A 20,129-nucleotide genomic window follows, 5' to 3' on the forward strand; every position below is an offset into this window, starting at 1 on the left:
ACAGTTTATAATAAATGCAAATGACAGATGAGGTATTTCAACGATGAATGAACTAATAATTAATATCAATCGAGAAAGTAACACGCCTATGTACCAACAAGTTTATCAATATATACGAACTCAGATTTTATCTGGAAAATTAGAAAGGAATACAAAGTTGCCATCAATTAGACAACTTGCTCTCCAATTAAAGGTCAGCAGGAACACAACTCAGGTAGCCTATGAACAATTGCAATCGGAGGGATATATTCGAAGTGAGAACAAAAAGGGGTTTTTTGTAGATGCAACTATATCGGATGAGATGCTTACTTATGAACCTATTAGAGAACACCAACATGAAAAAAATCAAAATGACATAAAAATTATTGACTTTAAGATTGGGACAGTGGATCAAGAGAACTTCCCTTTGAAAAAGTGGAGAATGATTACAAACAAAATCATAAATGACTCTAGCATGTTTTCATACGGAGAAAAACAAGGCGATATTCAATTAAGAAAGGAGCTAGCAGATTACTTGTTTCAATCAAGAGGGGTTAATACTTCTGCTGAACAGATTATTATTGGTAGTAGTACACAACACTTGTTATTTCTTTTGTCGCTGTTGCTAAAGCAAGACTATCATTATTTGGCAGTAGAAGACCCTGGATATAATGTGGCAAGGGAACTATTTGCTCTTCAATCATTTATCATTGATCCAATCCCGGTAAAAGAACAGGGCATCCAAGTCGAACGGCTTTTAAAGTCGCCCTCAAGACTTTTATATATTACTCCTACTCATCACTTCCCATATGGAGTAACTATCCCTGTCAATGAAAGATTAAAGTTAATTCAATGGGCAAAAAGAGTGAATGGATATATTATTGAGGATGATTACGATAGTGAATTTCGATACATCCATCAACCTATACCGTCTCTTCATAGTTTAAATTCTAATGATAGGGTGGTTTATTTAGGAACTTTTTCAAAAGCATTGCTACCTTCTATCCGTGTTAGTTATATGGTTTTGCCTAGGAGTCTAGAAATTGAATATAAAAAGATACTCCCTTTGCTTGAGCAAACATCCTCAGCTATTCATCAGAGAACGCTGGCAACCTTTATGAATGAAGGATATTGGTACCCACACTTAAGGAAGATGAAAGCATTGTATAAACGTAAAATGAATCTATTGCATAAGGAATTACTAAAACACTTTAAGAATTATGTTGAAATAAAAGGTGGTAGCTCCGGAATTTCCCTTATTATCGAAGTAAAAACAAAAATGAGTGAAAAAATGCTAATTGAAAGGGCATTTGAACATGGAATTATAGTTTATCCTTGCTCAAAATATTTCTCGGAATATGTACCACAATATCCACATATTCAACTTGGATTGGGTAATTTATGTGAAGAAAAGATAATAAAAGGAGTATCTCAACTAGCAAAAATTTGGTTGTAATCTTATTAGAGGTACAACCCCATCGCTATTAAGTTAAGATTTTAAGTTTTTACTACTATTGGACAATTGAATTTCTACCAAGATTGGTTGAAGAGAGTTTGTGAGAAATTGCACTTAAACTAACGGGGGCGATTGTTCAATAAGAACAGTCGCTTTTTCACTAAAGGGGTAGTTTGGTGAAAGAAGGAATATACGATTTGGATGAAGAATTTACATCTTCATAAGTAGGTATTGAAGGAATTAATATTTTATTGAGGTGAATTATATTGAAACGTCTTTTCATAGGTATATTGGTGATAATGATTATACTTATTGGAATGTATTTTTTGACTACTACTGGTGCTTAAATGTTTTTTCTTTTTCAAGTAACAGGGCTTTAGTTCAATAGCGATATTCAACAATCGGGCGCAATTCTTGAAGAGGAATTGTGCCTTTTTCAGTAATCGGGCCTTTTAGTTGAACACTCTTGTTCAACTAAAAGGAATAGTTTATTAATAGTAGATTACGAATATATGTTCCTGTGGTAATATATAGTAAAAAAACTAAGGAGCAACCACGTCTATGGAAAAAGTTGAATTAAAACATTTTTCGAATGAATATTTAGATGTATTAAATTCTTTTGAACTCCCTGAAGAACAAGGGCAGTTCACTGCTTTACCAAGAAAGATTTTAGAGGTGACAGAAGGGCAACATCGAATTGTTATTTTAAGCGAGAATGAACCTGTAGGATTTTTTTTATTACATTCAACTGAACGAGTAAAGGAGTATTCGGATAATCCGAAAGCTATGTTGTTAACTGCATTTTCTGTTAATCATGCGAAGCAAGGGAAAAGTTATGCTAAACAAGGTATGCTCTTACTAAGTGAATTTGTAAAAACTGAATTTCCTAATTGTGATGAAATCGTTTTAGTTGTTAATCATAAAAATATTCCTGCTCAGCGACTGTACTCAAGAGTAGGTTTTGAAGATACAGGTAAAAGAAAAATTGGTCCTATTGGTGAACAGTTTGTAATGAATTTATTGTTGCAAAATACTTAACTCATCTTCTACTATAGGGCGTGATTCCAGGAGTACAGTGTGCCGGAATCGGGCCAGATTATTGAAGATTATCAAGGGAAAACATTAACTGTGACAGACGTAAAAATGTGTTTCTAAATCTAGAAGGAAGGTTAATTATGAGTGTATTTTTAAAATTTAATGGAATACGTCCTAATAATGAAATGGGCAAAAAGCAGAAAGCATATTCTGTTTTATTTTCTTTCATTTTTGGATTTGCATCAGGTCTTATTGCTAAAATACTTGATTCGACTTTAATTCCTAACGAACTTTCATTCTTAGGGTTAGTTGGAAGTAATTTGGGTGTATGGATATTTATTCTTTCCTTGGTAGCTGCCTACTCTTACACTCCCAAATTAGCCGCAACACGTGTTTTTGTATTCCTTATTTCAATGCTATTTTCGTATTACATGTATACGATCTTAATTCTTAGCCTTTTTCCAATAAAGTATATTGTTTTTTGGTTCTTGGCTGCATTACTATCAATAATTCCAGCCTACATAATGTGGTTTTCTCGTGCTGACCACTTAATTTCTAGTATTATTATAGCGTTACCAATTTCCGTAATTGCATTTGAAGGGTATAAAATCTATCTTTCTACGGTAAAGTATTATGAAAAATTCATGCAATACGAAAATGTTCTTATAAGTAAGGGAAACTATTTTTATATGCTTGGCACTGAAATATTATATGCTTTAATGATAATTATAATTTTACTTCTTGTACCGAAAAGAAAAAAGCAATGTTTATATATTATTCCGTTTTCAGTAGTCGTATTTTTTGCCTTAGTGGCAGTATTACCTTAATTATTAGGATATTCCAATGAGCTAATCTTCAAGAATCGGGCGCAATTCTTGAAGAAGAATTGTGCCTTTTTCAGTAATAGGGTCATTTAATGCAGGAAGAATATCAAGAATAATTGAATACTTCTGGAAATGATGGTATGGTGTTGGTGAAATTTTTTTACTTAAACTATCTGACAGGTTTGTTTAATAAGGAGGTTAAAGGAACTTTTTATAAAAAGACACGTCTAAGAAGATGAAGGAGGGATAGAAATTGACAATTAGAAACCCCTTAAGTCTTTTTATTACAATTGTACTTTTAGTGATTTCTGGTTGTAGTGTTAAAAATTCAATGCCAGATGAAATGCCGAATGACTTTGATTTTTTAGTACAATTTGGTGTAGGGAGCAAAAATGAAATAAATACTTTTGATAATACAGTTACAAAAGATTTAGTAGTTGATGGGACCATAACTGAAAAAATACCATTAACAAAAGAAGAAATAAAAAGGGTATATAAAAAAATGAAACAGATAAATGTATTAGAACCAAAGAAACTTGAACCAAAGAAAAAAAGCTGTATGCAAATTCCATATGATGAAGATAAATGGAAAATAAAATTAAATGGGGAGACAATTACATTTTATTTGTCTGAAGAATATTGCAACCCCACCAAGGATGCCAAAAAACTAATTGAATTACGAAATTATATTTTAGATATTGTTTTAAACAAGGATGAATATAAAAAATTACCAGAATCTAATGGTGGTTATAAGTAATTAATTTATTCTTCATCAACATAAAGTCTACTTTGTGAAGAAATGTACTTAGACTAACGGGGGCTATTCTTCAAGAAGGAGAATGGCTTTTTCTTATTGAAGTAAAGAAGCAGGTTAGTTGAAGAAAAAACGAAAATTGAAACCTCCAATATGTTAAAATATAGAAAAAGTGTACAAATAGGGGGTCAAGACAATTTTACCAAGGAAAATAATATCAGCGTCAGTTTCTGGGACTATCTTTGCGATTATTTTAGGATTAACTCTGCCCGATCCTTTTGGTAATATAAATCTTAGTTCAATCCAAAGTTATTTATTATCTACCAGTACGATTATCCCAATATATATGATGTATAGTTTTCCAGTAATCTTAATTTATGGCGTGTTTACGTCAATTATTAGTGATAAGGTCGGAGATTTTATAGCAATCAAAGTTAATGAGAAAAAGGTAGAACTTATTGTTTCTGGAGCCTTGCATATCATTTTTGGTCTGATATTGTTCTGGGTTAGTCTTGGAGCATCTATATTATTTTTTATTACCGATAGAATATTGGGAAGTCGGTATAAAAAGTACAAGTGGTTGGAAGCAATTAAAAGTTTGGCAATTCCTGTATTGACGTGGCTTATATTTATGGGAATTGTTTGGGGTAATGATATGTTTTTTAATTAAAGGATGGAATCCTTTTAAAGGTAGGTTGCTTTTTCTCTATTCTAGAAGAAAGTTTGTGAAATATTGTACTTAAACTATCGGGTAGCGATTGTTCAACAGGGGCAGTCGCTTTTTCAGCTAACAGGCAGGTCAGTGTGATGTAAAACAATTACAAAATATCCATTTTGTGTTAAAATAAGAATAATGATAATCCTTAACTTTCTGAAAGGAAGGGACCAAATGAAGCTAAATCGACACCCCCGTCCAACAGACCATTATGATAAACAACTTTACCAAGTTGATGAACAAATTTGTGCTTTATTAAAACAGCGTAAGGAGCTTTCAAACAATAATCCAGGTTTTCCACCTGATGATGTTATCTCTAATTGGGCTATAAAGTACGATCTTTATGAAGAATATTTAAATTCATTATTTGTGGCACTGAGAATGGAAGGTTTCTTTAAACCTCGTGTTGAACCGACTGGATTTAGAAAGCACTTACCTGTTTTAAAATCAATAGAAATAGATGATCGTTTTTATTCAGTTACTGCTATTCAACAGTACGAGAATGCTAGCATAGTACAACTTCATATCGATTGGGATGAGCCCGATGATTCACCAATTGACCGAATTAACAGACGCAATAATAATTCGTTTGAACTGTTTATAAGCAAGCAATATGATTGTTGGCAGAAACGAGCAGGAGGCTCAATAGGTCATTTAACATACAATTTTGTTGTTTCACCACCGTTACCTGATGATATTTCAGAAATTGATTTAGTATTTAAAGAATATAGCGACACTTTAAAGGATAAACCAACAGGTCTTGAAATTGTAATTAATTTAGAGTGACTTCACTAACGGGTGCAAGAGTTTAACAAGGGGTTGCTGCGCAGCTCCTTTCCTTATTGAGCTAAAGGGGCAGGTTAGTTGAACACAAATGAGCAACTTTTTGTTCCAAAATATGTTATTCTTAAACATTAAATGTTATGATTTTTCAGAACTTTCAAACCACTCAGGAGGATTAGATATGATAAAAAAACTGTTTCTGCCTTTATTATTTATTGTTTTAGTCGGCTGTTCAGAGGAATCAAGCAATAAGGAAAACAATGAAAATTCCTTGTCTATAAATACTCAACAAAATGGTTCTTCAGAACATCAAAACTTAATGAAATTAGGTGATTTTAGAGAAGTTAATGTTTTGCCATTAGAAGACGAAAATGGATATGAATTTAAAGATTTGAAACTGGATAATGCTCAGGCAATTATTTTTCAGCCTATACATTTAAAGGAAGGAGAAAAAGTAACCTTAACATTACAATTACAATCTAATGATTCATTCAACAACGTTAATATAGGCATCATAAAAGATTATTCCTTTGATTCGACTGCCAATTATGAAATTGAGAGTATTTATTCAAAAACTACCGATAAGGAATTAACAGTTACTTATATAGCTCAGGAAGACTCTACTTACGCACTGTGTATTTTGGGAACTATGGCGGACACTGTTGGTCTTACTGGAAAAATAGTAAAATGATTTATTAAGCTAACGGGAGCTTTAGTTCAATAACGCTCTTCAACAATCGGGCGCGTTTGTGGAATAAACAAATAATTGTTTGTTATGGTATTGTGGTAAATTTTGAAGTTGTTCAAAAAGGACATTGACTCTCTCTAGAACGTTCTTTAATACTAGTTTCCCATTCATGTCCTTTCGCACAAATCCACCAAATTTTTTTATTAGATCCATAAGAGAAATTCGAAGGTTTTAAATCACCGTTTTTAGTTGGATGCCACTCGGCTATAAGATTTGGGAATAAATCAAAAAAAATATTTGTTTTTGGCATTTAACCGCACCCTTATAAAAAAAGAACATATGCAGTAATCGATTCTTAGTCCTTACTAAAATTTTAGAACATGGAAAATACAAATTATATTGTTAATAAAATCTTTACAAAGTTTTATAGCAGATGCAAGAGATTGTTAATAAACTATTGGGGTGCAGTTCAGAAGGGATTAACGCTTGATTTGTTGAATTTATTGTACTAACCAAGCAGGTTAGCATTTCTGTAGATTGCTATTTTCGGATTTTGAAAAATATAGGGCTACTCAGTAAGATATGAGTATAGACACCACTCTAACTCAAATCCTTAAGGAGGAACCCCTAATATGGAGTTTAAAATGCAAGACAAACAAAATCAACTAATAGAGAAAATTTCCGATACGCACCTGGTTGTTGGTGTGGACATTAGGTGATCCTCTTATATTTGAAAATAGTGAAGAGGGATTTGAGGTTTTATTAAACTGGTTGAACAAGCTTAAACAATTTTAAACTTTCGGTTATTTCTGCGCGTCAAAAGACTGGAAACCTAATTATTTTTTGTTCACCTAATAAAGGAAAAAAATAATAGCTTGCAAGAAATTTAGAATGCTACATTTAATAAAATATATACTTTTTTATAGATAAATTTGTAATGAAAATTGCTGTTTAATTTTTTTAGCTTAACTATAGAGGAACATTTTTGAAAAGGATTGTGCAAGGTAACTGTAAGGCTACCACTTAGAAATAAACACTAATCAACTTCTACAACTAATTCAGCAAAGTGCTTATTGTCTATAAAAACATTTAACTGCCAAACACCTGGCTCTTCAAATAATAAAGTTGATGGCATTGACTTTATAGCACCTAAATTAGCTTGTGTATAAGGTTGAATAGATTCATATATCTTTTCATGCGTATTTAAATTAACTAATAATGGAGTTTTTTTACCAGACAATAAATGCGTACCTTCTAATTTAAATGTTCCAGAAATTTCATTTTCTTCACCCCAAAAGTGCCATAGTACTTTTTGGGATTCTTTAGCTTTAAATTTTAAATTAAGAAACCCTATCCTCCCTTCAATTCCTCTCATTTCATGACCTTCCGTAATGAATGTGGGAGTGAGATTGTAGCTAATTTTTTCTTCACCATCCTTTTGTTTATCTTCAATTTTAGTATTTTGACTATTAGGACTGCACGCTGAAATTACAAAGAAAACACTAATTAAAAATAACAAAGTAGTTCTCATTTTATCTCAACCTTTCAGCTTTTTATAGACTCATTATCAAATATTCCATAATAATACTATTATATACTTATTGAATAATTTTTAGCATCAAGAGTCAATTGAAGTATTATTTTTAAGTTCTAGCTTATTTTTATAAACCCATGAAGAAAGTAAAACGCTAAATTCAAATAGTATAATCAGTGGAATAAATACTAAAGATCCGAAATTAAATCTGGTGGTGAGATAATAACAGAAATAATAATTAGAATGAAATAAGCTATTATTCGAGATTTTCTTAAAATAAATGGATTAATGATATTTAGTCTTGTTAATAATAAGATAACGAGAGGCATTTGGAATAATACAGTTACAGGTATAACAGTATTAAAAACGAACCTGAAATATTCTAATGCACCATATGCTTGTACCATACCAATCTTTTCATTAACACCAGTAGTAAAATTAAGTAGTGAAGGTAACATGATAAAATATGTTTTGTTATTCCTCCGTGGCTACTGTGGGGATTTTTTATCAATAAAAACGCTGAAAATGTAGCGAAAGAAAATAGATAATAAGATTAGGGGAATACAGCTGGCTGCTTGGTATTGAGGAAGGTAATGATTATAAGACCTGTGGGAATTATGGAGTTTGTACCAGCAAAAGCCAGAGCGAAAGTGTACAGTTTGCAGGATAAACTTAAAACTTCTAAATACCACAAGATAAGCATCGGTCATTTAAACCGATGCTTTTTTTGTAGTTTTGATTATGGACTTACTGAGTTGGCTATCTCTACTAAAATTTCTGGTGTTGCTTGGTCTGAAACAGCTTTGTTAATGTTTAGAACATACTGCCAACCTTTTTTTTCGAATACCAAAAGATTAAATCCTCTTGCGATTTTTGTACTATAAATCGCTTTGCTTCCATCTTTAAGTTTTAAGGTTTGGTCAATATGCTCCTCCCTTATCGGTAAACCGTACGTTAATGGCTTTACCCTAATCATATAGTGATTTTTTGGTTTATCTTTATGTCGGTATTCAATTTCAAAACCATCGTTTATGTCACCATCCAAGTCACTAAGCCTGCCGAAAATGTGTGTAAATTCAATTGGAGGTATTTGTATTGGCAAACCAATATCCTTTTTAAAATGGTCTTTACTTTCTTGCAACGCAACATTAACTTCCTTGAAACCAATGTCAAAAAGCGATTTTTGAAATTCTTCACTTGTGTAGTTAGCTTTAGCTCCGTAAGAAATCGAGTAGGCCAAAATAATACACAAAACGAAGATTTTTAATATCTTGATAATTACCACGTCCTTGAATTTTTTCTGGAAACATGCTTAGACATTATTATCCGCATTTATTACCTTAGATATAAAAAATCCTCAATATTGAATTTCTACAAACAGCTTTTAGCACTAAAATTAGCACCTAAATAAACATATCAATATTACATAGGACAATAATTATTGTCCGCTTGTTAATTCGTTTGTTAATTGTACTGTTATTTCTATACTAATTTATCTATAAATGTTGATATAACAATAAAAAATGAAGACCAAATCTCTATGCGAAATGTATTCTAAATCAATGACTATTTAATGTTTTCTTTCCCTAAATTGAACCCGTTATATTAATATAGGGGTTTTCTTTTGACCTTAAACTTCATTTGTATTGTTCAACTAAAGGGCCATTATCTTGTATAAGAAGTAAGCTTAATATTTATGTTAAAATTCAATGAAAATCAATTTATAAATAACTAAAATAGCAAGGGAGTAAAAGTCGATATTTATGAAACTAAAAGAAATTATGGGAAAACATTTTGATGGCCTTTCTATAACACCAGATTTTTACCATCAATGGAAAATCGGTATACATCTAGAATTAGGAAATGATATTTATCAGATTGGTGATAATAATCGCCTTAACATGGAAAGGTTTAACACGATTTATGAACAGGTATCTGCTATTGTTTCTATACTTTTCAAGAAAATGGATGACGTCTTAGTGGGGGTAGTACCAGCGTTGCTGTCACTACCCGCAAAGTGGATGGATATTATTGGTAATTATAAGTGCGATTCTTCACAATCAAAAATAACGTGAAAAAAAAGGGTGATTACCTTCCGATGTATCACCCTTAGTTAATAAAAATTATTATTTTAAAGCGATGTTCCACGCTTCATAAAATTCTTTAACCGTTGAATAACGATTATCTCGCTCTTTTTCGACAGCTTTAATTGCTACTTCATATAATTTCTTGTTGGCTTCCCACTTTGAAAATGAGTGATCCAATTCGCCACCTAACAACCCAAATGCTATTGCTCCCATTGTAAATACATTGGTCTTTGAATCAATAGGACTTCCTAGAGTAAACTCTTCTGGAGATTTAGATCTTGTAGCACCCCAAAAATGCTCCCCTAAATCATTTACAGAAGGTGATATACGATAAAAATCTATATCACATATTTTTGTTTGATGATTTTTAAAATCGTATAAAATACTTCCATCATAAAAATCTACGGCAACATATCCTTGTGATTCTACATAAGTATGAAAAGCAAAAATTGTATTAAGTGCATCAATGCGTTTTTTAATTTCAAGATTCTTAAAACGATAGAACGGCGATTGTGGGTGAGTATATTTAGCTATTCCAGCAAAAGACCAGTGAGAATGCAGGCATTCACCTTCGAACCATTCAAATACTGCTGCATATCCATTTTCAATGGGGAAATGGTTCATCAATTTTATTAAATTTGGGAATCATCATGGAATAAGAAATATACGGATCGAGGTGTTCGCAAAATATTAGCTAAATACTCAGAGGAAGCAGGGCTTGCCCAAAATCTGTCGCCACACAAGCTACGGCATTTTCTATTAACTTGGTTGAAAAAACAAGGAATCGATGATGCTTTGATTCAACCATACTCAGGCCATGAAAGCAGAAAATCCTTGGAGGTCTACTCAAAGCTGGCTATTACGGATGCCCAACAAGAATATAACGAAGTAATCAATAAATTTCCAATTTAATTCCATCTACTTTGCGGGTGATGTCAACAACGCTGGTACTACCCCGTTGTCCGGTTTTTTTGTAAGTTTCAAAGATAAATAGTGATTCGACTAATCGGCGAAAAGAAAACACCTCTCCAATGAAAGGTGTTTTTTATCAGCTGTCCTGTTTTATAAACGACTCCAGTTCATTCACCTTGTCGCCATTCGTTAAGTGTGACACTCCAAAAGAATTCCCTTTGCCGCCCTTATTGATGGCAACGTCCAAATCGTTGAGTAATTGTCCCATGTATTGATACGCCGTCTCCATGCTTGCCGGTACGGGTTTCCAATCCTCAGCATGTTCAAGGTTGTCCTTTTCTTTCCCCGTATCATCGATATGGGCGGTCCGTTCAAATTGATCATGGCTTATTCCAGCTGCAAGCATTCGCAAGTTGGCAAAGTCCTCATCGAAACTTTCATTTTTGTCATCAATATAGTGCTGCATATTTTCATAGAGATCATTGGTTTTTGTATAATAAACAAATCCAACATCTTCTTGCTTTAATTCATCAAAACTTTCCTCCGGTGCCCGATTGAACTCCGCCGCCATTTCAGCAATCCATTCTTTTGCTTCCGGAGAAAATTCAACCGTATCATTTTCAATCGCGGCTGGCTGATCGTCCGTTTTCGCAACCGATTTAGCGTCATTTCCATTACATGCCGTCAACAATCCGGCTGCCAACATACCGACCAATCCGATTTTAATGATTTTCAAAAACAGTCCTCCCTTTAACAGAAACCATGACCCGCATTCTTCTAAAATGAATGATGGCAACCTTCTAATATTTTACATATCCATTATATTCGTCTTTCCAACCATATACAAGAGTTCTCGCAATGTTTTGAACTTAATTATGATATACTTTGTGCGATAGGTTCTCAAAGGTAAGGGAGGGTTAAATCAAATGATCAAACGTAATAAGATGGCCATCATTTGCCTTGGTGTCAGCGTATTCCTTCTGCTCATACAATTGGTGATGGATACAAAGGGTGTTTACTTTCAACTAGGGCCGCCATCCAAAGGCATCGGGCATCATACCATAAGCGCCTTGCTCATTATTGCAGCCGTCATTTCAGCTGTATATATGTTAACGGATAAAGGGATGAAATGGATGGCGATAGGGGTTGGGATCTTTTTCATCTTAGTGACTAGCGCACCGAATCTGCTCATGGAAACCAAATACACCACGTTCTCCTCACCCGATCAAAGCGAAAAATTTGTGGTGATCGAAAAAGGGTATGTAAAACTTTACCAGATTTCCAATTCAGGCTTATTCATGACCGCTTTGACCAAGACCAGGCTCGATGTAGATCGGGAATACAAACCATTTTCGGAAGGGGCTTATGAATTGGAATGGGAGTCACCCAATACATTAATCGTCCATTATGCTTTTAATTATAAGCACCAGTTTAAAACGATTGAATTGCAATACCAAAACGATTAACTCGACGCCAAATTCAAAGAAGAAAGGCTAACCGCCATATGGTGGTTAGCCTTTTTGATTCGAGAACTCTATTCTTCGTTTGATAGCCGAACAAGGATGTCCTTGAAGGCCCTGGCCACTTCTTTCCCGTCCTCAACGGAAAAACCAGGGGTATCAATGGCAGTCATGAATAACCATCGCAACTCCAGCATACCCGCCTCATCCGATGTCAGTATATATGTGCTTTGAGATTGCACTAAATTAGGGTCTCCCGAGAATCGACTTTCAAAGAATAGACTGAACCGTACTTTATATCTATCTTCATAGTAATGTCGCAATAAACCATTTATTGGCTGTGGGATATTGAGGAGCATATTTCCGATGTTCACCGCATCCACATCCCCTATAAAATCGGTCATTGAAAACCTACTCTTGGTTTCATCGAGATGCCCAATTAGGTGTAATGCTGCGTCATAAGCTGAGTCGAAACCCTCTGCAACCGCAGATGTCCCAGCAGCGTCAACCAAATCCCCGGCCCAACCAGCAAAATCCACAATGGCCTTATTGATCGTTCCATGATGTAAAACACTATTCAGGGTGGCTGCTAAATGATAAACACCTATATCGACCTTAAATTTTGGATCGTAGACTTCATTAATGGGTGGGTTATTTAATTGACTATCTACCTTAGCCATAAATTCGTCATCCAAAAAACCAGCTGCCATATTCCAAAGAGATCCAAAATAACGCTTTCCTCTCAGATATTGGCATACGAGTATATTTGCCTCTGGAATATCCCCACCCGTGTGATCAAACGCAATATCATAGATTTTATCCACTAAATCAAAGAATACGTGGTTCGACATGTCTGGATTGTCAGGGTATTGAGCTTGAGGGTCTACTTTGCTTTCCCCATTGTATCTGCCAGACTTGATATTGTTGTCAATTTCGATTTGGCCTGTACCAGAACCGATCGAAATAGTGGAAATTTGGTCAAAAGCCCAGTTCCCAGGGAGAGGGTAACCAAGGTTACCACTATATCCAGTGGACATGCCGCTCACAAAACTTGTTGTGGCCAACCCTTGCGCAGAAACTCGGATACAAACCGCTCTTGGCCCGTAAACCCCGATTTTATAAATACCCCCAAGATTACTCATTCTCTCGTTCACCCCAATAAAATAAGGGATGATATTCTCTGTTATTTCGTGACCAAGGACGTCAAAATCCACAGCAAAATAAATGGTTGTACCCTTCAAGAAGCCATACTCCCTGGCGGCATTCAACGCCGCCTGAGCGTCAATGCGACCTTGTTCAAGACTGAAATAGTCCAAATAACTCCCGATCGTCTGATAGATTGGGAAGACAGTCAATCCAGCGTTGAAGATGTTCTGCAGCTCACCAGGTTGGATTTTTTTATTCAACGAGGAATTAGGCACATTCGTTAAGTAACGCCCCACTGTCTGATACCCTGCCGCTTTCAGAGCTTGTGCCCGCGCAGGGGTAATCATGGTTACACAATCACAAGCCGTCCCTTTTCTGGTTGAATCCCCGGTACTCACTAAAGCGGAAAGCCATGTTTGCTTTCCAGTGACACCATCAGCAGGCAACATGCAAAAACTTTGAAAACTCAGTACGGCTTGTCTGACGGCACTGTCGTAAATCCCGCTAAAGGATCCAGGGTCAAACCCGTTCACATAGAGGGCATATTGGAGCAACTTAACAAAGTTGCCACTGCTACCTAAACTTAATGTCGGCAATCGGTCCCTGGTCGTCGGACCCACGCTGCCTGTTTGAAGGCTTGGCTCAATCCCTTCTTCTGTTTGAATGCCATAGATCAACGCTCTATTCGTTCCTCTTTGATAATGGCCGTCACATGGCTGCACGCCGGACGTTGTATAATATTTGTTATTCAATTCCTGCTGCATTTGCCGAATTCTAGGATCGCCGCCGATTGTCAGAACATAGGCATCCATGGTCAGGAACGCTTTAAACACGTAATCATATACTTTTCCGTTACGAACGGGCAATCCCGCATCGGTTTGCAGTCGAATCACGGCATTCTTTAAGTTCTCATCAAAAATTCCATGGAAGCGGCCTGGATCATAACCTTTGCAATAACAAGCCCCCTGTAGGATTTGAACGATATTTTTCCCTTTCGTCGTTTCGGGTACTTTCCCTAATTCCATTTCACCCCAAGCCTTATAAGCGGAACTTGTACCAGGTCCAAAACTGTCGGCTGGGGTTCCAATCCCCAATTCAATCTGTAGGGCACGCGTGAGGGCATATACCGTTGACCACCCTGTTTTTCCGTTTTCCGGAGCTGGCACATAACCGTTTCGTCCTCCATATGTGCTGTTGACCCATTCTTGAACCATCAAGACCATTAAATCCATATCCAAACACTCCTTCGTTTTAGTTTGTACTTACTCATAGGAACTTCGGGGAAGCGTTCCCCACGTTCCTATGAACAGCTACTTAATAAAGAAAGACTCACATGGTTAAATACAACCCGTTTACACAATTTTCTTCCCATCCCCCAAATCTCATTTATGATTCATCGCTGCGCAACGTCTCGTTCTTTGAGTTGCTCCATCATTTGAAAATAGCCTGGAGTGTTTTCCACATCAAAATTTTTTATACAAAGCAACAATTTCATTTTGATCTCTTGCGATAAATCTTCCCTATCCTGATGGTTGGTTTGGTTCAGGGAAGATAGGATTTTCGGGGAAAACGTCTCGATAACCCTATTCATTGATTGAACATCCGTCTTGGATCGTTTTACAAGCGTGTATAAACTATCTCTCATCTATGTTCCTCCCTCTTACTTGCCGTTTCGAGAAAATCTCTCATTTTCTTCAAAGCCCTCGCATGACTTTTTGAAACCGCCTGCTGGGATCGGTTTAATTTATGGGCTATCTCTGAGTCGGTCAAACCATGAAGATAGGCCAAACTTATAATTTGGCGCTGATTTTCCGTCAATTGCCGATACCCCTCGTATAGCCAATAATTCGTAAGCTGGTCCTCGATTCCGAATGACATCTCAATCTCACTCAGTTCGTCCTTGAACTCTGTTGTCGCCAGCACATCGAGGAGTGATGTTTCTGTTTCGCTGCTCAAAGGTTTATCCAGGATCAATCTAAACCTATCGGCATTTTGCCTATGCCTCTTATCAAAGTTGATGGAGTGAAAATGAATGGTCTTAGATAGATAGCTAGTAAACCAGATCCGAAAGTAAAATTCCTTAAACGATTCATCTAATTGATGGATTAAATGATCGGTTGGGTCTTCAATTACCTGTTTTAATAGCTCCATATTTCCCGGAATGGCCAAAAATGAATGAATGATAGAGTTTTTCAATTGATCTTCGTTCGCCTTCAAATACCCTGTCAAATCCATCGATAAATTGCGCATTTTCAAACGTCCACCTTCCTTTCCGAAACGTACGTTCGTATTAATAACCAAAAAAAATAGGTCTTTCCTATTTGACTAGCTTTACCTCTCTTAAATTGTACCAAAATTTTGTATAATTTTGGAGAATTTACGCAGACGATTTCATTTTTCCTAATTTTTGTTTATGACCTCCGCTAATTTCAGTATGACTTCTTCTAACTTTTCCAATTTCCTCTCAAACCTCAAAAAGAGGTAGGTGGTAATCACAATAGGGAATCCAAAGTTGCCCAGAATAGTAGTCCATAAAGGAATATCGATTGTACTCATAAAGAATCCTCTCTTTATGCTTATTTTTTTCCTACCTATTAGATAAAGAACGTTCGGCACTAGATTTTACAACCATTAACACGATTTTTTATATAAAAAACCTCTCAGGCAAAAAATCACATGAGAGGTTCCTTTTCTTATTCTTGAGTCGTCACACAGCTAGGAATAGCAGGCGTTTAGTGTCTAAACACTGGCGAATAGCAAACGCGCGCCCCAGACCCATTTGGCTCTACTTTTAGGCGATAGTCAAAATTGTTCCTAGATAAATTGAATGTTTGGGAGATCCCATCGTTACTGTATCCGGTGCGTGATCCTGAATCAAACCACTGCCCGATATTTTGATCCCATCGTTGCAATGTCATCGTGTATTTGAATGTACATGGGGTATTCACAAGGACACTGCCAGAGATGGCACTTGCTGAGTAAGATGAACCGCAGACGGTCACCCTTGTTTCACTTGAACAGATACCTGGATACGTTTCTTTACATGCCATTTTGTTCCACACTCCTTAATTGTTTTGGTTACGTAATCATAAAGAGCCATGGCGGTTCCTTTTCACAACCGTTCGGCAAAACTTTTTTATGATCGGTATTTTGTACTAGGGTAATAACAAAAGAGAAGCCAAATTGAACCCTGTATAATTAAAGAACGCAAAAAAGAACCAAGGAACTCTCCTCAGTTCTTAGATCTGCCAATTTATTTTCATCATGGATTTTTTCTATTTATTTGGAAAATATATTGGTGAGGTGATTAGATGGAATTTAATTTTGAAATTATCAAACAATCATATAATGTTTTAAAGGTGGATTACCGCCAAGACGAAGGTAAAAGGTATTTTGTATATGGATATCGAAATGATGAGGCAGAATGGGATTTTGATTATGGAGATCTTTTAATGGTACTGGATGAAAAAGAACAGATAAATGTGCTTAAAAGAAACTTTACCGTGATCTGGGGTAATACCTGCGTAGCTGACACCACACGCAAAGTAGATGTAAATAATTAGTAATAACTAAACCGTATTTCAGAGTAAAGTTCCATTTCTGTTAATGGTATGGGAACTTTGTGGCATAGTAACAGTAATTCCCGTCTTATCCAGCGGACAAAGGGGCTTAGAAAGAAAAAAGTTTCGATACTCACAGTTTCAGGAAATTTTTTCTTCTTACTTTGCGGTCTGTGTCAGCTACGCTGGTACAGGGTCTAGTGGTGGTAAATTCATATCCCCATGAAACAAACAAAGTAGTTTATCCTAACTTTTTCAAACGATATGTAAATGAACAAAAATTAAAGTATTCCTTGCACTTACATGAGTTCCAATGGCAATTCGATGAAGATAATTTATTTGTTCAGCAAATGACATTGTTCTGTAAAGTTTCTAATTTGAAGTTAGAACACCTTTTGAAAACATTAATTCATGAGGATTTCCATTCTTTACAACCTCGATTAAGAAAGGCACATTGCCTTTATGCACCTGATGTTTTTTTAATAAATGTTAATACTAATTGTATTTTTCATTTATACGATGATAGAGGATGTGAAATTATAAGCGCAGATAAAGAACTACATGACAAATTCCTTGAAACTTTTAGTGGTTGGGAATTGCAGGAAAAATCTTAATCTTTTCGTTTAACTACTTAATAGTCTTATTCCACAATCGGGCGCGATTGTGGAACAAAATAGGTAGAAAATCATCAAACTTTTTTATAAAAATCAAACTGAAATCTGCTGAATAAGGGTCCCTTTTGATCAATCTTTTTTCAAAAGGGATTTTTCAAATTTATCGTGAAATATGGGTTTGTTAGGTATTTTTACTCAAACTTTATTTCAAGGTTATAGTAATAATATATTGAAGTTGTTATTAAAATATCTATAACATTGACGCTTCATATTGAAGTAACGGGTAAAGAAAAGATTCCTATTTGACTAGATCAAGAGAATGCGGTAGATAAGCAAGAAAATTAAAAAACAATGATGAGAAAGAGAAATAGTGAAATGTTTAGAACAATATAAAATGAATTAGAAGAGTTTGAAAGCTGTTCTTAAGAGATTTAATGCAAAGATATAGGTATATATATATTGCTTCCTACTCGTTCTCATTAATCATTTCTTGCAGGAGATAGCCATGAGCGGATGAAAAAAAATGTACCTAATAAAATGACTTAAGTATCCTTCCTACGGTTGATATTACTTATTTTCTTCGATTTATTTGAAGTCTTGCTACAAGATACTGAGAAGTGCGTAACAAAAGACCTCAGTCGAGGTCTATGCAATGTCTTATTTTGAAACTATAATTTGATTTCTAGTCTTTCTTTTGAGTAGGAATAAAACCCACCAAAATAATAAATATAAATAGCCTACAATTGTAAAGATAGACCAAGTAGCACCTTGTTGTAATTGAAAAATTAAATATTCAAATTCATTCATTCCTGGTAATCTACCGATACAATTAATCAAACTAATAATTGGAACTGTTACACAGAATACAATGGCTACAATGGATAAGCTTTTCATTTTCTTTTTTACAACACTAAATATAGTAGTTATCAATGTAATTAATAAAACCAAGTAATATATTATCCAAAACCAATTAGGGAGAGTTTCCTAATACATTTTCTTAACCCCTTTTAAAATTATAATTTTAAAAATATTTAATTTTAATATTTACTTTAACAAAATAATAACTAATTACAAAATATATCTCAAAAAACAACAATCTTTTAGAAAACAGCCTTAATTTTTAATTTCCTATTACATTGTTTCAAAATTAAAATGTACATAACTCCTATACATAGGTAATGTGAATTTTGATTAGACCAAAAAGTCAACAGTACCAAGGGGGAGGTAATTGAATAATGTATTTTTTTGAGCTGCGACAATATAGCTTGTAATTCAACTTCAATTTTATTAGTGAATTAATTGAATAATAATAAAAATAGCTTTTCATAATGCCTGATGTGTAAGAAAGACTTCAAGAGAGGAATTTTTGATGTTCTTCACTGAGTTTATCTTGAATTACAATTGTATTAACAAGAAGCTTCCTATTCTTCTTTAATTCTTCAATAAAGTCCTTGTTATCTATTAAAAAGGAGTTGATCAAATCTTTCTGCCCTTTAGATTCTTTCTCATAAAAATAATAAAATAAAGGTGTATTATATTTACAGGCTTCAATGTAAGCACACCGAAACCCCAAATCGTAAATTATTTCTCTTTGACCTTGATAGGTAAGTACTTTTGGTACGCCCCTATTGGAATGGGACATTAAAACTACTCCAGGTCCAGCTTGAATGGCATGTTCAATTCCTCTCTTAGTTACAACAAATAATGGGTTACCGTTAATATCCTTCTTGAATATAGAGTGGAATTCTGTAATAGAAGAATACTTTTTAGGTGATAAAGCAAAAGGATAGCGTATAAGGTGCTTATTCTCAATGCAGTGATGAAGGTCAATACCAACTTCATTTACTTTTATATTTCTTAGAGTGCACAGTTTTATATTGGGGTTATAGTTTGCACACAGGTAACAGTGGGGACATTTGGATTGATTCATAAAAAATTCCTCCTATAAAAAAGAATACAATTATTTGAAAAAACAGATAATGTTTGATACTATTATAATTATTATGTAATAAATGTAGTTTACTGTAAAAAACTCATATTATTATTAACCATTCATTATTTTTTCATAATTCTTAAAGTTATTTTAGGGAGCTGAAATTTGTGAATATTAAGTTTAATCTTGAAAGGAAATTTTCGATATTTTTTGAAAGTAAAGAAATCAGGTATTTAAAAAGTTTAGGGGTAGATTTTCATGAAGATGACCCAAATAATTTTATTCCAATAGCGAAGCATAGAAAGATGTATTATGAAATTATTAAAGAACTGGACATCCAAAAGTTAGAAGATATTTTAATGGGAAATGATAAAAAAGATTAACTTTTCTGTTGACTCTAAGGTAAAAAATAGTATAATAAATTTATAATTATTTCTTGATTGCTCTTGCCTAAGCAGGTAAGAGAAATTATTTTTAAAAACACTGTTCGAGTGTAAAATGTTAGTGGATTTTTTATGTCCTTTTCACATTTACATTGGAACAGTGTTTTTTTGTTGGGAAATTGGACATTTACATTAGCAAGCTACCATTAGAGGTGGGTTGCTATTTTTCTGTTCCACGTTTTTCTAGTATTAAATAAAAAGGTAGG

At 34.4% G+C, this 20,129-nt stretch carries 23 protein-coding genes and 2 pseudogenes; 13 read left to right on the forward strand and 12 right to left on the reverse strand.

Features of this window, described 5'->3' with window-relative positions; all coding sequences use genetic code 11:
• The first annotated feature begins 43 nt into the window (after nt 1-43).
• The 6 genes from pdxR to FSZ17_RS06885 all read left to right on the forward strand — a co-directional run bounded on the left by pdxR (nt 44) and on the right by FSZ17_RS06885 (nt 6,237).
• Entirely contained in the window at nt 44-1,435 is a 1,392-nt protein-coding gene (pdxR, locus tag FSZ17_RS06855; protein WP_057776681.1) for a MocR-like pyridoxine biosynthesis transcription factor PdxR, read from the forward strand.
• A 561-nt stretch (nt 1,436-1,996) separates the two neighbouring features.
• A complete protein-coding gene (locus FSZ17_RS06860) occupies nt 1,997-2,473 on the forward strand; it encodes a GNAT family N-acetyltransferase (protein WP_057776680.1) in 477 nt (158 codons plus the stop codon).
• Between the two features lie 137 nt (nt 2,474-2,610).
• Nucleotides 2,611-3,297 (forward strand): hypothetical protein, encoded by a 687-nt coding sequence (locus FSZ17_RS06865; RefSeq protein WP_057776679.1) that lies wholly within the window; start codon nt 2,611-2,613, stop codon nt 3,295-3,297.
• A 250-nt stretch (nt 3,298-3,547) separates the two neighbouring features.
• Nucleotides 3,548-4,051 (forward strand): hypothetical protein, encoded by a 504-nt coding sequence (locus tag FSZ17_RS06870; RefSeq protein WP_057776678.1) that lies wholly within the window; start codon nt 3,548-3,550, stop codon nt 4,049-4,051.
• A gap of 886 nt (nt 4,052-4,937) precedes the next feature.
• The gene (locus FSZ17_RS06880) at nt 4,938-5,549 is read left to right on the forward strand and encodes a hypothetical protein (protein ID WP_057776676.1); all 612 of its coding nucleotides are present in this window, start codon (nt 4,938-4,940) and stop codon (nt 5,547-5,549) included.
• Between the two features lie 178 nt (nt 5,550-5,727).
• Nucleotides 5,728-6,237 (forward strand): hypothetical protein, encoded by a 510-nt coding sequence (locus FSZ17_RS06885; protein ID WP_057776675.1) that lies wholly within the window; start codon nt 5,728-5,730, stop codon nt 6,235-6,237.
• A 112-nt stretch (nt 6,238-6,349) separates the two neighbouring features.
• Here FSZ17_RS06885 and FSZ17_RS06890 read toward each other — a convergent pair whose 3' ends face one another.
• Nucleotides 6,350-6,544 (reverse strand): zinc-ribbon domain-containing protein, encoded by a 195-nt coding sequence (locus FSZ17_RS06890; protein ID WP_057776674.1) that lies wholly within the window; start codon nt 6,542-6,544, stop codon nt 6,350-6,352.
• 322 nt (nt 6,545-6,866) lie between these two features.
• Here FSZ17_RS06890 and FSZ17_RS23660 point away from each other — a divergent pair.
• Nucleotides 6,867-7,020: pseudogene (locus FSZ17_RS23660) on the forward strand (IS110 family transposase); the annotation flags it as partial.
• 250 nt (nt 7,021-7,270) lie between these two features.
• Here the strand turns inward: FSZ17_RS23660 and FSZ17_RS06900 are convergent.
• The 3 genes from FSZ17_RS06900 to FSZ17_RS06910 form a co-directional block, all read right to left on the reverse strand.
• Entirely contained in the window at nt 7,271-7,765 is a 495-nt protein-coding gene (locus FSZ17_RS06900) for a DUF4871 domain-containing protein (RefSeq protein ID WP_057776673.1), read from the reverse strand.
• 191 nt (nt 7,766-7,956) lie between these two features.
• A complete protein-coding gene (locus FSZ17_RS06905) occupies nt 7,957-8,226 on the reverse strand; it encodes a twin-arginine translocase subunit TatC (RefSeq protein WP_057776672.1) in 270 nt (89 codons plus the stop codon).
• A gap of 281 nt (nt 8,227-8,507) precedes the next feature.
• A complete protein-coding gene (locus FSZ17_RS06910; RefSeq protein WP_228460296.1) occupies nt 8,508-8,909 on the reverse strand; it encodes a hypothetical protein in 402 nt (133 codons plus the stop codon).
• A 622-nt stretch (nt 8,910-9,531) separates the two neighbouring features.
• Here FSZ17_RS06910 and FSZ17_RS06915 point away from each other — a divergent pair.
• Nucleotides 9,532-9,843: a DUF3885 domain-containing protein gene (locus FSZ17_RS06915; protein ID WP_228460297.1), complete on the forward strand. Its 312-nt coding sequence runs from the start codon at nt 9,532-9,534 to the stop codon at nt 9,841-9,843.
• 51 nt (nt 9,844-9,894) lie between these two features.
• On the opposite strand, the pseudogene FSZ17_RS06920 reads toward FSZ17_RS06915, so the two are convergent.
• Nucleotides 9,895-10,494 (reverse strand): annotated as a pseudogene (locus tag FSZ17_RS06920) (serine/threonine protein kinase); the annotation flags it as partial.
• On the opposite strand from FSZ17_RS06920, the gene FSZ17_RS06925 reads away from it, so the two are divergent.
• Nucleotides 10,492-10,767: a site-specific integrase gene (locus tag FSZ17_RS06925; RefSeq protein ID WP_146846622.1), complete on the forward strand. Its 276-nt coding sequence runs from the start codon at nt 10,492-10,494 to the stop codon at nt 10,765-10,767. The pseudogene FSZ17_RS06920 and the gene FSZ17_RS06925 sit on opposite strands and share 3 nt — an antisense overlap.
• A 136-nt stretch (nt 10,768-10,903) precedes the next feature.
• On the opposite strand, the gene FSZ17_RS06930 is transcribed toward FSZ17_RS06925, so the two are convergent.
• Complete coding sequence (locus tag FSZ17_RS06930; RefSeq protein ID WP_057776671.1) at nt 10,904-11,503, reverse strand: hypothetical protein; 600 nt, start codon at nt 11,501-11,503, stop codon at nt 10,904-10,906.
• Nucleotides 11,504-11,693: 190 nt separating this feature from the next.
• Between FSZ17_RS06930 and FSZ17_RS06935 the strand changes: the two genes are divergently transcribed.
• The gene (locus FSZ17_RS06935; protein WP_057776670.1) at nt 11,694-12,233 is read left to right on the forward strand and encodes a hypothetical protein; all 540 of its coding nucleotides are present in this window, start codon (nt 11,694-11,696) and stop codon (nt 12,231-12,233) included.
• A gap of 68 nt (nt 12,234-12,301) precedes the next feature.
• Here the strand turns inward: FSZ17_RS06935 and FSZ17_RS06940 are convergent, their stop codons facing one another.
• The 4 genes from FSZ17_RS06940 to FSZ17_RS06955 form a co-directional block, all read right to left on the reverse strand.
• Nucleotides 12,302-14,605, reverse strand: a complete 2,304-nt coding sequence (locus tag FSZ17_RS06940; RefSeq protein ID WP_057776669.1) for a glycoside hydrolase domain-containing protein — start codon at nt 14,603-14,605, stop codon at nt 12,302-12,304.
• Between the two features lie 161 nt (nt 14,606-14,766).
• Nucleotides 14,767-15,018 carry a helix-turn-helix domain-containing protein gene (locus FSZ17_RS06945; RefSeq protein WP_057776668.1) on the reverse strand — a complete coding sequence of 84 codons (252 nt, stop codon included), beginning with the start codon at nt 15,016-15,018 and terminating at the stop codon, nt 14,767-14,769.
• The gene (locus FSZ17_RS06950; protein WP_057776667.1) at nt 15,015-15,623 is read right to left on the reverse strand and encodes a sigma-70 family RNA polymerase sigma factor; all 609 of its coding nucleotides are present in this window, start codon (nt 15,621-15,623) and stop codon (nt 15,015-15,017) included. The genes FSZ17_RS06945 and FSZ17_RS06950 overlap by 4 nt, the downstream gene beginning before the upstream one ends.
• Nucleotides 15,624-15,773: 150 nt before the next feature.
• Nucleotides 15,774-15,929 (reverse strand): YvrJ family protein, encoded by a 156-nt coding sequence (locus FSZ17_RS06955; protein WP_082625446.1) that lies wholly within the window; start codon nt 15,927-15,929, stop codon nt 15,774-15,776.
• Nucleotides 15,930-16,684: 755 nt separating this feature from the next.
• Between FSZ17_RS06955 and FSZ17_RS06960 the strand changes: the two genes are divergently transcribed.
• Both FSZ17_RS06960 and FSZ17_RS06965 read left to right on the forward strand, forming a co-directional pair.
• A complete protein-coding gene (locus FSZ17_RS06960) occupies nt 16,685-16,936 on the forward strand; it encodes a hypothetical protein (protein WP_057776666.1) in 252 nt (83 codons plus the stop codon).
• A gap of 200 nt (nt 16,937-17,136) precedes the next feature.
• Entirely contained in the window at nt 17,137-17,547 is a 411-nt protein-coding gene (locus FSZ17_RS06965; protein WP_228460298.1) for a DUF3885 domain-containing protein, read from the forward strand.
• 657 nt (nt 17,548-18,204) lie between these two features.
• Here FSZ17_RS06965 and FSZ17_RS23665 read toward each other — a convergent pair.
• Together FSZ17_RS23665 and FSZ17_RS06975 are read right to left on the reverse strand one after the other, a co-directional pair.
• The gene (locus tag FSZ17_RS23665; protein WP_228460337.1) at nt 18,205-18,507 is read right to left on the reverse strand and encodes a hypothetical protein; all 303 of its coding nucleotides are present in this window, start codon (nt 18,505-18,507) and stop codon (nt 18,205-18,207) included.
• A 391-nt stretch (nt 18,508-18,898) separates the two neighbouring features.
• A complete protein-coding gene (locus FSZ17_RS06975; RefSeq protein WP_057776665.1) occupies nt 18,899-19,477 on the reverse strand; it encodes a hypothetical protein in 579 nt (192 codons plus the stop codon).
• 170 nt (nt 19,478-19,647) lie between these two features.
• On the opposite strand from FSZ17_RS06975, the gene FSZ17_RS06980 reads away from it, so the two are divergent.
• Nucleotides 19,648-19,863, forward strand: coding sequence for a hypothetical protein (locus FSZ17_RS06980; protein ID WP_057776664.1), 216 nt, complete (start codon nt 19,648-19,650; stop codon nt 19,861-19,863).
• Nucleotides 19,864-20,129: the final 266 nt, after the last annotated feature.

The organism is Cytobacillus dafuensis (genome assembly GCF_007995155.1).
Lineage (GTDB): Bacteria > Bacillota > Bacilli > Bacillales > Cytobacillaceae > Cytobacillus > Cytobacillus dafuensis.